Consider the following 14512-nt stretch of genomic DNA (forward strand, 5'->3'; position numbering starts at 1 on the left):
GGAGTCGTCTGCTGATCTGGACTTTGAGCACAGGCCTGCCAGCAGAAATGGGCGAGGCTCGTTGACGCGAACGGAAGAGCGATCTGCGGCGCAAGATGGATCATGAGCGCCGCTCCTTTCTGCCGACACCGCCCGGACCCACGCGTCCGTCATGGCGAGCACGGATGGCGGCTTCGATCTCAGCGCGGTCAGCGCCATAGCGAAGCCTGGACCGCTCACGAGCTGTCTGGCTGAACCCGGTAGGTCTCGGTGGTGGCAGGGTCACCCCGGTGGCGGGAGGTGCGACCCGCGTGCCCGTCGAGAGCATTACGGCTACCTCATAGGCGCCAAGCCCGCGCAGATCGTGAGCTTCGAGATGTGGCGCGATCTCCTGAGCCAGGGTCTTGGCGTCACCGGCGGCGAGTTGGAAGATGACCCTACTGCGGGCGTTGGCGAGCACCGCCTCCTTGAGTGGCGTACTGAGCTGTCCGAGATGTTGATGAGCCAAGGTCAGGCCCAGCTTGAGCTTGCGGGCTTCGGCCAAGATGTCGGCGACGCTTGTCGGCAGGTTGACGTAATTCTGGAATTCGTCGATGTAGCCGAATGTTGGCGGGCGCTCGTCCGGGGCGAGCTCAACCCGGCGCTGGACGGCTTGCCACAGACGCGCCACCAGGAGCGATCCGAGCAGCTGAGCAGCTTCCTCACCTAGGGTTCCTTTAACCAGTGGTACCAAGATGATGCGCCGATCCGCTAGAGCCTGATCCAGGTCGAAGGCTGGCGTAGCTTGCCCGAGCACGTTGCGCAGTCGACGACGCATGAGGAAGGCCCGCATCTTATTGAGGACCGGCCCAATCGCCTGCGTACGCTCATTGGTCGAGAGCCCTTCATACCAACCCCAGAACGGCCCCAGCCCCACGGGATCGTCGATGCGTCCGATGAGTTGACGCCGGAAGCCATCGTCGGTCAGTAGCAGCGGCACCTCGCACAGGGTCATGCCCGGCACATCAACCAAGGTGAGCAAGGCGGCCCTGAGGATGTCATCGGTGCGAGGGCCCCACGACGCTTTATAGAGCTGATGGAAGATGCCGAGCACCTGTTCAACAACCAAGTCGGGCGCAGTCTGGCCGGTGGAGAGAATGTTGAGCCCAACGGGTCGCTCTTCGTCGGCTGGATCGAGCACCACCACATCGCTGAGGCGATGTGGTGGCACCCGGTCGAGAACGTCGCTTACGAGATCCCCCGACGGCTCGATCACCACCACGCCGTGACCTGCCGCCATGTCCTGAGCAATGAGCCCGAGCAGCATGGTCGACTTGCCGACGCCGGTCGGACCAATGACGTGCAGGTGGCGGAATGAGTCGGCCATGGAAAGTGCAAGCGGCCGCTCGGCTCCCGGGAAGGTGGCCTGAGCAATGACCCGGCCGCGACTGGGGATATCTGAAGCCGGAGCAAGCTGACGGGCACCGCCGAGCTGGAGCCCTGGAAGCGTCACGGTCCCCATAGGAAAGGCGACCAGGCCTGCCAGTTCGCCAGCGTTGAGCGAGCAGGGCCAGGATGCGAGCGGCAACCGGTGCTCAGTTATGGCGCGGCCGAGGTCGGTCACAAGATGATGTTTCCTACGCAGATGGGCACCGGGTGCATTAGCGGCGTGGAAGCTGGCGATAACTCTCGACAGCAGCGACCTCGATCGGAGATGGCCGGCGCGGACGCCGATCCGGCAGGTCGCGGCAAACAAGGGTGCCTGCTGCTTGATGCGCAAGGCCTTGAGTGTCTCGGCATCGACTGGCCGGTGGCCGCCAGTACCTGCGAGCGCATCGATCACCGATTGGAACCCTGTACGGCCAGCTGACGAGTGTGACACCGGGCCGACGGGCATGAGCGTCCACTGAGTCAGGACTTGCTCGCCTGGTTCCAGCGGCTGAAGGCTTGCCAGGACCGCGGTCGCAACGGTCGCCGCACGATCTGTCGCCAGGCTGCGACCGTGATCATTGAGCGCAAGCTCGGCCGATAGCGCCGGTTGCATCGTCTGGTGCTGGCCGTCGATCTGGGCGCTAACGCTTGGTAGCGTTGCCCGCAAGGCTGACAGTACGATGTGCGCCAAGGACTTCGGGACAAGCAGATGGTGCGTGATGCCGTCTGGCCTAGCTGATACCTCGAGCACTACCGCGCGGACCGCGAACGGACGCTCAAGGCGCGGCGCTACGAGCCCGGACAGCGCGCCGATGAAGGACACGACTGCCGCCGGGTCGATACCGCGCGGAAACTTGAGGACATAGGCGACCAGTTCCTGTTGCCACGTTCGTTGGTTTCGTCGACGAATGAGCACCAAGCCGCCGATCAGGACCAGGCCGGCCAGAGTCAAAGCGGTGAGCATCTCAGTCATGCCCCACCTCCTCGCTGCCCTCGGGCGCCGCCGGTAGCGCGCCGTCGTCCTTTTGCTGCTGTTCTGCCTCCTGCATCTGCCGGACAAGAGCGAGAAGAGCCAGGACATACAGCCGCAGGTTCTGCTCCTTGTTACGTAGCGCGGTCACACGGATTCTTCGGCCCATAGTCCTACCCCCTTACTCGTTGTTCGTTCAGACGATCTCCCTGGCTGTTTTGGCAACACGAACCACGCCACGGTCGGCTGTTGGCCAGCCGATCCGCCGTCGTGTCATAGCTAGTTATACGGAGGCTGAAACCCTGATGCAGCAGGCGTTTTTCCAAACAAATACCGAGCACTCGAGGGAGAGCACCTGGAAGTAACACCAGGCAACCGGTTTGGTCTACCGTGCGCGACGGACACAACCGCAATGTCATCACCCGGTGTGTACTCCCACCTGTCGTTCCAACTTCAGCGCACGAGCAAGAGCCGAGGCCCGCGTGCCCCCAATCCGCAATGCCTGCCGAAGGCCATCCCGGGATATCGGGCGGCCGTCATGCTGGGCACGCCAGGCTGTATCTGCTTGGCGTGCCAGGCCTAGCAACTCGTCCGGGCCGCCGACCGGCCTGGGTCGGCCCGCCCGCTGTCGGGGCGGACTGGGGACCGCCTTCGGTTCAGGTGGTGGGGACGGAGTCCGGCTCTCGGCCTCGTTAGAGACGGGTGGGTCAACCTGCGTCCTCAGTACGGCTAAGTGGCTGACCAGCCCCAATACCAGGGCTGGGACGGCCCCGACTGCTACCACTACGAGCCAGGACGTTCGCAGCAATCCAGCGGCTATGAGGTGCCAGCAGGCGTTACCAGCCAAGCTCATCAGGATGGCCAGGATCGCATTGGTCCGGGCAAACCGCCGGGCCTTGGATGATCCCGTCGCCTTGATGAGCCAGACCCTAGTAGCTGTCAAAGCAAACGCGTCAATCGTCAGCGGAAACATAAACGACAATGGCTTGGGCCAGCCGGCCACGACGGCCAGCTCTCGCAACCCCGCAAACGACGAGATTGCGGCCGACACAGCCGAAACCGTCATACCGATAGTGATCCACACGTCCCGTGGGCGCTCCGCCCCCGCCCGCTCAGTCACGGTCTAGGTCACCCGTCGGTTCGTCCTCGGGGTCCACCTGAACGTCAAGGCCAGCCAGCCACTGCTCGCGGCGGAGTTGACGAGCTAGCTCCCGCAGCTCCTCCTCTCGTTCCTCCCTTTCGCGGGCCTCCAGCTTGCCCACCAGCTCTTTACGGGTCTTTCTGGGCACGACATATCGCGACTCCTTTCTAAGAAGTGGTGTCTGAATCGACGAGGTAGTGGGCAACTCCAGCTAGAGCTGCTGGTGCCGCCGGAGGAAATAGATCCCGATACGCACGCCCACCAGCAGCAGAAACGCGAGTATCACGCCAGCGGAAAGGGAGCCGAGAGCATGCCGGGCAAGCGGGCCACAGATGGCCAGCAGCAGGAACACACCGGCCAGGCGCAGCAGGATGGTGACTGCTGGATTCAGGGAGTGCTCGGCTGTTGTTGCCGAACGAGCGAGGTGGTGAGCGTATTGGTGGAAGGCCAGCAGCATGGTGTAGGCGTTCTTGGACTTCGAGTGCTCACTCACGCGATCAGCCCCTCGTGCTGGAGCTGCTCATGGTCGTGGCGGTCAGCCACGTACCCCATGACACCCATGGCTTGCTTGCGTAGCTCCAGCACAAGACGGGCGTCGTCTGCTCGAAGCGTCACCAGCTCCTGTCGCACCTCGGCCACTTCCTGACGAGCGCGGTCGAGCCGTTCCTTGGTCTCATTTAGCCGGAGGTTGGCGTCAATGGCCCAGAAGATCGCTACGGCCCCGGCGCACACAAACAGACAGGCCCACATCCCTACCGGCCACCCATGTAGCGAGCGATGAGGAGGGCGGAGCAATCACCGACTGCTGCCTCGATGCGGCGAAGCTGTGCCTGAAGGGCCGGATGCCGATCCCGTGAGCGCTGATTGATGTAGTCATGGACATCCACCACTGCATCTACCGCGTGCTGAGCGATGACGGCTGAGTAGCGCATTCGAGCGTCCATGCGGTAGGCAGCGTTTCCTTCGTACTGTTCCACGCCCCAAGACATGGGATCTAGCGGCGGTGGGCTCACCATTCCAGAGGGAGCGCGATGTTCTAGGTGTGCGGACTGGCTCCAGTTACGTGCTTTGGTATCCCGTTCGTTTCGTTGCCTGAGTTCTTCTTCGTAGTCGCGCATGGGTGTTCATGGCTCCAATCGGGAAGTGCGTGGACGCGCCAGAATCGGCGGCCTTGATGGAGCGAGATTAGGCAAGGCGGCGAACGGCAATCAATAGGCTGGGGGGAGATGTCGCTGTATTGTCGCTGGTCAGAGCGCAGCGACAATACAGCGACAGAGTGGCGACATTGACGCACGGAAATGCGTCAAGTGCCCGCTCCCTTGAGGAGAGCAGGCACTTATGAGTTGGATGCAGGCCGTAGCGACTTGTATTGCCAACCTGAGGAATCAGGTGCCGCCGTGTAGATACCCGAACACCCAGTCGTCCCACTCCTCCTTGTCGAACGGGAATGGCAGGCGGTCGAGATCATCCAGACGTAGGTCGGCGGTAGCCGTGACGAGATCACGAATGCCCGCAAAGTCCTCGGGCCGCTGTGCGAACCAGGCCGAGATCACCGCCCATGTGACCATGAGCATTCCGTGATCGCCTCGCGTTTGCGAGATGAACCGGGTCTCAGGTTCCTGGGCGAAATCGACAAAGAAGCTGAGTAGGTGACCGGGTGCTTCTTGATCGTAATGACTGCCCACCCGATTTACGAAGTCCCTGAACTGCGTCGCAAGCTCAAGCGCTTTCTTCATGCTGATCCACCTTCCGAAGAGAGAGGAACTTGATCTTGGATCAGCGCGTATTATGAACCGTTTTCGTTATTTGACAAGCGTAACGATCTTTGCTTTCGGCTAACATGCGTCTCCGAAGCCGAAGGGAGACAGATCGTCATGGCTACTGCCTCTATTGACGCCGATGGGCGTGACTCTCGTGTGGTCGCGCTGGAGAAGTTGGCTTTGAAGGGGCTCACGCGAATCCGACTGGAGGAATTTGAGGTCTTGCTCGGCCTCGTCGGCGATCTCTCTCAAGAGGCGAGGTCCGTAGGTAAGAGTAAAGCCGATGTTCTCCACGAGGCGTTCGAAAGCGTTGCTGCCCAGGCACGGAAAGCGGCTCTGGCATTGCCAGGCGGATTGACCCGTAAGAGTGAGACGTGCCAAATCGCTGCCGCTTGCGAGCTGCTTGGCCTGGGCGAGGACCGACAGTTCTCACAAATTTTCGGCGAAAACGAAAACGCTTTGTCAAATTTCCTAGAAGTTGTGGGCACTAAACCTGAATATGAAGGACGCAAACTCCGGGCAGTGTGCTGGGTGAGACTCACTAGTGATAGGACCACTGAACGCAATGCTTGGCGTCATTGGTATCCAGCCCTGTTGAAGGCCGTGCAAGTCAACCTCAGGGCCTCACGTGCGACCGATATCTTTGTCCCGAGCCAGGAGACGCCGGATGCCGTTGGCCATTTAGGTTACGTTCGGCGTGAGGGCGAGGAAGCCAAGTTCCGTCGGCTCGTTGATAAGGGCGCGAAGCTGATCGTCTTTTGGGGTCAGCCTGGTATGGGTAAGACATCACTCGCGACGGCGCTCACTGGCGCTGCACCGCTAGTTTTTTTCGATAGTCACGGCGAAACCCAACAAGATGAAATCATTACGGCCCTTCAAGACCGGGGCATTGCGCTAAAAGACCAACCAGCAGACCTGAGGTCTCAACTTGCGCTTCTAACGCATGGGGTTGGAGCGCCTCCATTCGTTCTTTTGGACAACTTGGAGAACGCGGACGTGCTACGCCAGTACGTTCCGCGCCGCCTTGACTCGGTCGTCGTCGCCACCTGCCGAGCTAAAGGGGTTGCACCACCCGATCGTTGCACCTTCATACGGATCGATAAGATGCGTGCCGACGAAGCAAGAAAGTTGGCGCTCAGTAGGAATCCATCGCTCTCGGCCGATGATGTAACACAAATCCTCGTTGCGTTCATGGGCTATCCCCTCGCAACTAACTACGTGAGCGCATTCATTGCACGTACACACCTTTCCGCTGCGGAAGTATGCCGTGATATCACGTCAGATCCCTTGGAGAATGCTTCAAAGATCACGACCGTAGAAGGCCGACCGCTGCTGGCGGCACTTCGGCATGTTGTCCAGCAGGTCAATGCGATAGACAAACTTGCATATCGAATGTTGGTTTTGAGCGTCTATATGGGCTATATGGCAAGGCGTGGGAGGGTTGCCGCAATGGTAAGAGCGTCCGAGCCAACCTTGTCCGATACTCGGATTATGCAAGGGTTGCTGTTGCTCGCAGACTATTCGCTCGTGACCTTGGCTCAGGATTTTGGTCGGGACTATCCTGATCTCGGTGAACGAATTCTAATTCACCCATTTACGGCGGCGTTGTTGCGCGACGAGTTCATACCGGAGATGCCAAGAATTGTCGCGGACGCACAGGTGCTGTATGGCCGAATAATGCAACGTGTCAAAGGCTCGCCAGATCCGTCCAACTTCAAGAGAACACGTCAGGAGGAGATTGATTTTGATGCCGCCTGTTCAGCTATCGTTGAGGCAGCGCATTGGACTATCGACTTCGCGTCAGCCGAGGCCAATGCGGGTCCACCAAACGAGGACGTTCATAAAATGCTGCTTCGTCTTACGCTAGGCGTGCTCTTGGGTGAGCCTATTCCTCCAAACCTGACAGATCTAGGAACTGCGTCGCGTCGTTAGCCAGCGGTATCGCGCAGCAGTCTCACCGATCTGAATTGACCCTCAATTCAAATCCAGCATTTCCGCTATGGAAACCGGTGCAGTTGTTTGACTCCAGCCCTCGATGAATGCGGTAACCATCCGCCTTGGCCGCCCGCAAAGATTCGAAGACCTTCGTCTCGCAGCAGGGCAATCGACTCCCATACGCCTTCCTCGCCGCAAGCCCGCTATTGACGAATGGCACAATAACGACCGGGATCCCACGGCCAACCGCCTCGGTCAGCACCGTGAGGGCGTAGGTACCAGCGATCCCCATCACCGCGCCGGGAACTCCCCACCAAACAGCAGATTCAGATAGTAGAAGGCGGTCGCGGGATCGCCGCTCTTATACGCCTCGACGGCCTTACGAGCGCGCGTCGCAGCAGTCGAGAGCTTGGACAGCGCATCTCGCTTTTTTGGGTCCGTTGAGCAGGCGTAGAACCTTCCGGCTATGCCCATCGGGTCGTTCATCGCGGCAAGTCCGTCATCCTCCAGCTTGTTAAGCAGGCGGGAAATGTCGTGGACCGGTATGAAGTTGGGCTCATCCTGCATGTAGCGGGCCGCGCGCATCTCCAGGTAGAAGGATGAGATCGGAACGCTGTTGTAGTACTTCCACGCTTTGGCTAGCCGAGTGAGCTTCTTCGCACCGCCAGCGACTTTGTCCATGCCGTTAATTTCGGTCACGTAGTCGAGGTGCGCTTGTGGCGCCGACTCCAGCCAGCCCGATGCAGCACCGGGAATGTCATACACGTGGTCATCGTCAGCGGTGCGGTGGCTATGGAAGCCGGGTGTAATCTCCCAGGTTTCGTCGCCACCTGCAAATGCGACCACCACGGCCGGCCGACTGACATAGACAGAGGTGAAAGGAAAGCTCTTCTGCAGCGCACCCTTCACCCAGCTCAGTGCTGTGTCAGATGAGCCTGGCCGTCCGCCGCGGATGCTCACCAGGAGGTCGGCATCACAGTGTCTATGGACACCAGTGCCGTGCGTAAACGAGCCAATCTCGCGAATCAAGCTCACGTCCAGCTGACTGCGAAGCGAGGTCTCAATCCTGCTTCGGTGCCGTACGCGCGTTAGTCGCTCCGACTGGCTTGGCATGATCCAGTCGAGGAACAGCTCAAACCCTTGCTCCACCGTTCGTGCCATGGTGGTTCATCGCCTCTACTCGCTTGAGGAATGTTGACCAAACGAGCGTATGAGGCCACCCCGACAACCTCCGCAGATCTCGTCACCCGGAGGCGTGAACCGCGCGTTCGCTAGTCCTCGTCAGCGCGGAGCGCCATGGTGCCTGCCCTGGTGCTCTCGTCCACGCGGCTACGCCGGAGCCGGTAGAAGAGCTGGGGCACCCGTGGCCCATCACGGCGCAGCAGGTAGGCGGAGTCTTGGATCTGGCGGCAATCGGCAGCGCTAAGGACTGTGGTTCCGGCCTTGTAGTCCCGCCAAAGATCGTGGATCTTGTGCTGGACCTGCTCACGGCTCGTGGCGTGCTGCCAGTGCAGCCGTGAGAGATCGAGAGAATCGAGGAAGGCGGGCGCGCTTGGCAGGAAGATCTTGACCAAGTACTCGGCCAGGCTCAGATCCGCCACCAACGCCACGACCAGGCCAATCAGGAACCACCCGACTCCGGCGACCAAGATCGTGGTGCCGTAGGCCTTATGGTCGGAGCGGCTCCAGACCATGCTCTGACGCTGGCATAGCAACACGTCCGCCGGCCAAGGGGTGCCACTCAGATCAATGCTGTACCAGTTCTTGTAGGGACCGTCGTTCTTGATAGCTCGTGCGGCCGCAGCAAGGTCGTCCGGCGCGGGCGGACGCCCGGCCAGTGAACCGTTCCAGGGCAGCAAGAACAGCTTGGTATCAAATAGCTCCTGTGCGCGCACCGCCTCAAGCGTCCGGCGTTGTTCCATCCAGGAAAGCCAGGTGCGACCGACCACCAGCCATCCAGCGCTGACGGCGGCTACCAGTTCGCTTGTGGACGGAACCAATAGCGACAGCAGCGGACCAATGGCAGCCAGGCCGAAGGTGCCGATAGCGCGCGCCCGACGCCACCGGTGGGCCAGCTGGTAGTAGCGGCTATAGGCTTTCAGGCGCTGCAGGTGCTCGGGCTGGTCCTGACGCTCAGTAATCCGGGCCGACGCCCCTTCAGGCACCGGCAGCTTCGCGGCTTCGGCGGTCACGAAGCACTAGTCTGCACCAACAGCTCGTCAAGCTCACGTCCCTGGCGGGCACCCATCGCGTTTAGCCTGTTCGCAGCCCGTTCGATCTGTTTAATGCCGTGCCGGTTGCGGACCTCGCGAGCCTTGGGAAGCGCGGCTCTGGCCACATCGAGCGCTGCCTCGGCGTCGCCGTTCTCAGCCTGCGCCATGGCCAGACACGACAGATACCAGGCGCGGTCGCGGGTGAAGTGTTCCGGCAGGCGGTCCAGGCCGTCGCGGTAGAAGGCGGTGGCGCGCGCCCAGCTGTGCAGATGCGACTCGATCATGCCTGCTTGCAGCGTCAGCCAGACGTCGCCGTAGAAGTACATCCAGTCCGGCATGTCGACGACCGACCCGAGCAACGCGGCGGCGTCATCGAGAACGTGCCTGGCCTGCTGATCCGATTGCATGGCCAGACCCCGAGCGCTCATCTGCACCGCCATGCCTCGGACCATGGGCGAGGCTCCGGGTGTGGCCGCGGCCGCTTCACCAAAGCGCTGACACCTCAGCGGCTCTGCCGATGACCACGCCACGTGAGCTTTCATGGACAGGGTTGTCGCCACCATGTCGGCGTCGCCGGCCTCAACGGCTAGGTCATGAGCCAAGGAGTAGTACTCCACTGCCTGTGGTGAGTTGCCGCCGTCCTGGCACATCCAGGCGATGAACTGAGCGTGACTCGCGGCTAATGCCAGCACCTGATCAAACAGCTGACCCCTGGCGGCAAAGCGCAGGCTCTGCACCGTCTCCATCTGCCGCATGACCACGGGCAAGAGCGGTTGTCCGCCAATGGTGTCCTCCAGCCTGCGCTGCTGGTTCAGCAAGCTGACGAAATGATCCACAACCGTCTGGTCGACGCGGGTGTGACCTTCCAGAACCTGCTCCACTCGGTCGGCCTCGTGCGCGACCGTTGGTGCGCCTGGGCCTTGCACGTCGACGAGCAGGATCGCCAGCTCGTCGATGCTTATCCGGAGCGCCTTAGCAAGTCTCGGTCGGTGCCACGGCTGGGGATTGGTATCGGCACGCTCCCACCGGCGCACCGTCACGGGATCAACACCAAGCAGTTCGGCCAAGCGTTCTTGGCTGAGTCCCACGGCTTTGCGCCGCTCGGCTAACCGAATCCGTTTCACAGGTTCATCCGTCCACGCCGTGGTGTCATGCGTTTAGACACATTGACGCAGATCAGGACGGCCGACGCAACGGCGATGCACGGTTTCTGTCCGGTTGCGATTCTGTGGGGGACCGGGGAGCGGCTGCCAGGGTGATCGCGAGACATTCGGGGCGGGATGCCAGAAACTCCGGTTCGCGCCGCAGGTCATCCCTGGCCCGACCGCCTCGATTGTCTTTTGGATGCCCCGGCCGGTCGCGAACCTCGCTTCCGCCCGGTCGGGTGCCTCGCCACCACCGCGCTGAAGGGTGCGATCCCTCATGGCAACGCACGACACGGATTCCCGATCACCGCGCTCAGTCACCTGGCGGGTTACCAAATGGGAGAAGACCGAGGACTGGCGGTGGAGGATCGCCGCGTTCTCCGACCACCCACTGGGTAACTGGTCGGCCGCGCTCGCTGTAGCCCGCGCCTGGTTACTCGGTGCCATTGATGAAGTCGAGAACGGTCAGCTCCGCATCAAGGTTGACCCGATGGATATGTGACAGCTCAACGCTTTGGCGCACGCTTCGGCTGAGGCGCCCTGACTCTCTAGTGCACGCCCCAACCCTCAGGTGCGAAGGACACATCTATGAACATCACCGAACTGCTGATCACCGGCTTTGATGGCGAGCGCGCGGTGTTTGCCGTCAACCTGTCGCCCGACATGGCCAGAGCCATCTTCACGGAGTCGGACGACGACGGGCAGGTAACCGTTGACGCCACCGCCCAATACGCCTCCGGGTTGTTCGGGCCGCTGGCAAAGCTCTTCGACGGCATGACGATCGTGTCGCCATAGCTTGCGGGCTAAACTTTTACCGCTTCTCTATTCTAATCACAACGTATTGCCATTGTTTTGGAGCCACATCCCTAGCTGGCGGCTTGATCGAACCTAGAGAGCGCGAGCTAGCCAGGAGGTGTAGGTCAGCTCGTGTGGCTTCGATGTGGCACGGATACACAAACGTAGGCACACAGTCGGAACTCAAACTCTCGTATGTGATCTTGTACCCCAGACGATTTGTTAATACATCTAGGAATTGCCTTTCTGTACCCGTAGCCACTGGGACAAACCACGATCGTTGAACGTATGGGCAAACCTCGTCGATGCAGTCGATGGGGTCGAGGAAATTATCGCGCCTCGAAACCGCCGCCTCGACTCGCTCCACCGCCTCAGAAGGCACCATTACCTCACGGCGAACTCTTTCCATTTCGCTGTTTGTCTTGTCAAATCCTTTGAGGTTGGGTACCGATGCGTGCCGATACCATGCCACAGGGCCAACTACTAACGCGAGCGCCAAGACTCCAGCCAGCAGAGCCATTACGACATGGGCTCTGGTATCGCTTATACCGCGCTTCCTCATTGGACTCGTTGGCTGCATTCGTTACCGCTACCTCTTAATGGATTCATTATACACACAGCCTAATTGCATTCGTAGTTACTGATTGGCGTCAGCCTCGTCTATTTGAAGTTATTTGTATTAATGCTATCTTATATCGAGCTCTGTCGATCGATTTAGGCGGAGCAATTCACATTCCGTGCCTACCAGAGGTGGTGCAAAAGAATGCCCAGCAACCGAAGCTGGCGACGAAGCGCAGGACTGCTAGCCGCAACCTGCCTCCTTGCCAGTACAGGATCCGTCATAAGCATTGCAGATGCCGCACGCGCCGACGTCCCATGTCAAGACGGGGGCGTGCACTTAGTGTTTGCACGCGGCTCAGGTGCCGGCCTCGGCTCTCCCGAGGCACTCAAGTTCTTTGATACGGCGCGCACTCAGCTCACCGCAGTTGGTCTTAGCAGCAGCATCGCTGAAGTTGGCGACCTGGACAACAACGGCGTTGTTGGCCTGGGTGAATACCCGGCACTCTACGGTTTTGGTTGGGTTATGTTCCCGACCTACTCCGGCAGTGTGGACTGGGGCGTAACTGAGCTAATCAACTACCTGAACGATCGGGTGACACGACCGGGATGTCAGCGCGAAGCCATCGTTCTAGGTGGCTATTCGCAGGGTGCAGATGTGGTCGGTACAGCCCTTCAAGATCCGCGCCTGCACCTCGAAGCGCTCAGCCATATCGCCTATATGGCAACCTACGGCGACCCAAGGCACAACACAGGTTCGTTCTTCGGATGTCTGGTTCAGATCCCTCAATGGGTCAAGGGCGACGCTGGGTGCACCAGCGACGGAGCACCTCTACAACCGCGCTATCCCTATGCACGATCAGGGTTCGAGGGCAAGACGGGGAGCTGGTGCGCGACAGGCGACGGCATCTGCTCGCACAACATCCTGATGGTTCCCGGCACTCACGCTAGCGGCATCTACACGAATACGTGGATACCCGATTCGGCTCCGGTTATTGCTACAGCGGCACGTGCGAAGGCGAACGAGTTCAACGCTCAGCCTCCTCCAGCAGCTGGTAATCCGTTTGGATACCTTGATGCGGCCGGGATCGTCGCTGACAAGCTCTACGTCCGCGGCTGGGCCATCGACCCCGACACGACCGGTTCTATCACCATCCATACGTACGTGGATGGCAACCACGTTGGGGCCACGACGGCCAACACGTCGCGACCGGATATCGGAGCGGCCTATCCTAGCTTTGGCAACAATCACGGCTACTACGCCGAATACGCTGTCGGGTATGGCGCGCATCAAGTCTGCTCTTACGCCATTAACACCGGCGCGGGTAGTGCTAACCCGCAGCTACCGAGCTGCCGTACGGTACTGCGCCCGGTCCCGGCCCGCAACAACGCCGACTTCGACGGCAACAACCATGACGATCTCGTGCTGCTCGCGCAGCCGGCATCGGGTAGTGGCGTAGCCGTCAATGTCGGCAAGTCCACCGGCTCCGGCTACTGGATGCAGCAATGGTGGGCCGATTCGTACACACCGTTCGTCAACGCCACGCCGCTTGCAGGCGACGTCAGCGGCGATGGCAAGGCAGATTACATCTATCTCCTGGCAACTACTACTGGCAGCGAAGTCTGGGTGGCCAGGTCGACCGGCACAGCCTTCAGTCCTGCAGAACGCTGGTGGACCGGCAATGGCTGGGGCTACGCGGGTATCAAGCCGTCACTCGGTGATATGAACGGTGATGGCGCCGAAGACCTCGTTCTCACTACCAACGAACCAACCGGCGGCACCGCTGTCAACGTCGCTCTGTCCACTCGCACCGGTTTCGCTACCCAGACTCTTTGGTGGTTCGACATCTATACCGACTGGACCAACATGACCCCGCTCATCGGTGACGTGACGGGTGACAAGGTGGCGGACTACACCTTCACCACGCCATCTCCGACGGGCGTCAAAGCCTGGATGCTCAAATCCACCTACGCTGGGCTCGCACAACCCCAGGTCTGGTGGGATGGCTCCGGTTGGGTCTATTCCCGCATTAAGGCCAACCTGGGTGACATCGATGGTAACGGCGCGAACGACCTCGTATTGACCTACCGGGAGCCGGACGGCAGCACCTCGCTGCACATCGGCAGGTCAACGCTGTCCGGATTCTGGGTCCAACTCTGGTGGTACGACCCCTACACCAGCTGGGACTGGATGACGCCCTTCGTCGGCAACGTCAACGGCGATGGCAACGACGACTACGGCTTCACCACCCCATCGCCGGGCGGTACCGGCGCATGGGTCTTGCGCTCCACCAACACCACCCTCCTGACTCCTCAGGTCTGGTGGAACGGCGAGGGCTGGGGCTACTCCGGCATCAAGGTCGCTCGCCGCTAGTCGTGTGCGGCCTGGAGTCCTTCGAAGCTCCGATCACGAATATCCAACTAACCCCTAGCGGGAAGGCCTCTGGCCTCGCGCCGGGGGTTTTCTCGTTTCATGTGACGGATCGCGCCCACCTTGGCGGATCAACACTCGGCGTCGACCACTCAGCGTCAGGCAACTTCTCGCCGTGTCAATCCGGCAGGATCCCGTGATCTAGCTGTAACGTCTACGGGTTGAGGTCGATTCG

The 14512-nt window shown here is 60.6% G+C and carries 15 protein-coding genes; 4 read left to right on the forward strand and 11 right to left on the reverse strand.

Annotation, left to right across the window (positions count from 1 at the left end; translation table 11 throughout):
- Positions 1 to 100: 100 nt before the first annotated feature.
- The 8 genes from Rhe02_RS23335 to Rhe02_RS23370 form a co-directional block, all read right to left on the reverse strand.
- Positions 101 to 2362 carry a type IV secretory system conjugative DNA transfer family protein gene (locus Rhe02_RS23335; protein WP_203910456.1) on the reverse strand — a complete coding sequence of 754 codons (2262 nt, stop codon included), beginning with the start codon at positions 2360 to 2362 and terminating at the stop codon, positions 101 to 103.
- Positions 2355 to 2510, reverse strand: a complete 156-nt coding sequence (locus Rhe02_RS23340; protein ID WP_203910457.1) for a hypothetical protein — start codon at positions 2508 to 2510, stop codon at positions 2355 to 2357. The genes Rhe02_RS23335 and Rhe02_RS23340 overlap by 8 nt, the downstream gene beginning before the upstream one ends.
- A gap of 267 nt (positions 2511 to 2777) precedes the next feature.
- Complete coding sequence (locus Rhe02_RS50980) at positions 2778 to 3425, reverse strand: DUF2637 domain-containing protein (RefSeq protein ID WP_203910458.1); 648 nt, start codon at positions 3423 to 3425, stop codon at positions 2778 to 2780.
- A gap of 46 nt (positions 3426 to 3471) precedes the next feature.
- Positions 3472 to 3648, reverse strand: coding sequence for a hypothetical protein (locus tag Rhe02_RS23350; RefSeq protein ID WP_203910459.1), 177 nt, complete (start codon positions 3646 to 3648; stop codon positions 3472 to 3474).
- A 63-nt stretch (positions 3649 to 3711) separates the two neighbouring features.
- Positions 3712 to 3993, reverse strand: a complete 282-nt coding sequence (locus Rhe02_RS23355) for a hypothetical protein (RefSeq protein WP_203910460.1) — start codon at positions 3991 to 3993, stop codon at positions 3712 to 3714.
- The gene (locus tag Rhe02_RS23360) at positions 3990 to 4250 is read right to left on the reverse strand and encodes a hypothetical protein (RefSeq protein ID WP_203910461.1); all 261 of its coding nucleotides are present in this window, start codon (positions 4248 to 4250) and stop codon (positions 3990 to 3992) included. Before Rhe02_RS23360 ends, Rhe02_RS23355 begins: the two co-directional genes overlap by 4 nt.
- A gap of 2 nt (positions 4251 to 4252) precedes the next feature.
- Positions 4253 to 4618, reverse strand: a complete 366-nt coding sequence (locus Rhe02_RS23365; protein ID WP_203910462.1) for a hypothetical protein — start codon at positions 4616 to 4618, stop codon at positions 4253 to 4255.
- Between the two features lie 267 nt (positions 4619 to 4885).
- Complete coding sequence (locus Rhe02_RS23370) at positions 4886 to 5236, reverse strand: hypothetical protein (protein ID WP_203910463.1); 351 nt, start codon at positions 5234 to 5236, stop codon at positions 4886 to 4888.
- Positions 5237 to 5374: 138 nt separating this feature from the next.
- Between Rhe02_RS23370 and Rhe02_RS23375 the strand changes: the two genes are divergently transcribed.
- Complete coding sequence (locus Rhe02_RS23375; protein ID WP_203910464.1) at positions 5375 to 7192, forward strand: P-loop NTPase family protein; 1818 nt, start codon at positions 5375 to 5377, stop codon at positions 7190 to 7192.
- Between the two features lie 294 nt (positions 7193 to 7486).
- On the opposite strand, the gene Rhe02_RS23380 is transcribed toward Rhe02_RS23375, so the two are convergent.
- The 3 genes from Rhe02_RS23380 to Rhe02_RS23390 form a co-directional block, all read right to left on the reverse strand.
- Positions 7487 to 8356: an SMODS domain-containing nucleotidyltransferase gene (locus Rhe02_RS23380; RefSeq protein WP_203910465.1), complete on the reverse strand. Its 870-nt coding sequence runs from the start codon at positions 8354 to 8356 to the stop codon at positions 7487 to 7489.
- Positions 8357 to 8466: 110 nt separating this feature from the next.
- Positions 8467 to 9387, reverse strand: a complete 921-nt coding sequence (locus tag Rhe02_RS23385; protein WP_203910466.1) for an S-4TM family putative pore-forming effector — start codon at positions 9385 to 9387, stop codon at positions 8467 to 8469.
- Complete coding sequence (locus Rhe02_RS23390; protein ID WP_203910467.1) at positions 9384 to 10532, reverse strand: helix-turn-helix domain-containing protein; 1149 nt, start codon at positions 10530 to 10532, stop codon at positions 9384 to 9386. Before Rhe02_RS23390 ends, Rhe02_RS23385 begins: the two co-directional genes overlap by 4 nt.
- A gap of 298 nt (positions 10533 to 10830) precedes the next feature.
- Between Rhe02_RS23390 and Rhe02_RS23395 the strand changes: the two genes are divergently transcribed.
- The 3 genes from Rhe02_RS23395 (at position 10831) to Rhe02_RS23405 (ending at position 14280) form a co-directional block, all read left to right on the forward strand.
- Complete coding sequence (locus Rhe02_RS23395) at positions 10831 to 11055, forward strand: hypothetical protein (RefSeq protein ID WP_203910468.1); 225 nt, start codon at positions 10831 to 10833, stop codon at positions 11053 to 11055.
- 86 nt (positions 11056 to 11141) lie between these two features.
- A complete protein-coding gene (locus Rhe02_RS23400; RefSeq protein WP_203910469.1) occupies positions 11142 to 11348 on the forward strand; it encodes a hypothetical protein in 207 nt (68 codons plus the stop codon).
- An 892-nt stretch (positions 11349 to 12240) separates the two neighbouring features.
- On the forward strand, positions 12241 to 14280 hold the full coding sequence (locus Rhe02_RS23405; protein ID WP_203910470.1) for an FG-GAP-like repeat-containing protein: 2040 nt from the start codon (positions 12241 to 12243) through the stop codon (positions 14278 to 14280).
- Positions 14281 to 14512: the final 232 nt, after the last annotated feature.

It is taken from the genome of Rhizocola hellebori, from assembly GCF_016862955.1.
GTDB classification, from domain to species: domain Bacteria; phylum Actinomycetota; class Actinomycetes; order Mycobacteriales; family Micromonosporaceae; genus Rhizocola; species Rhizocola hellebori.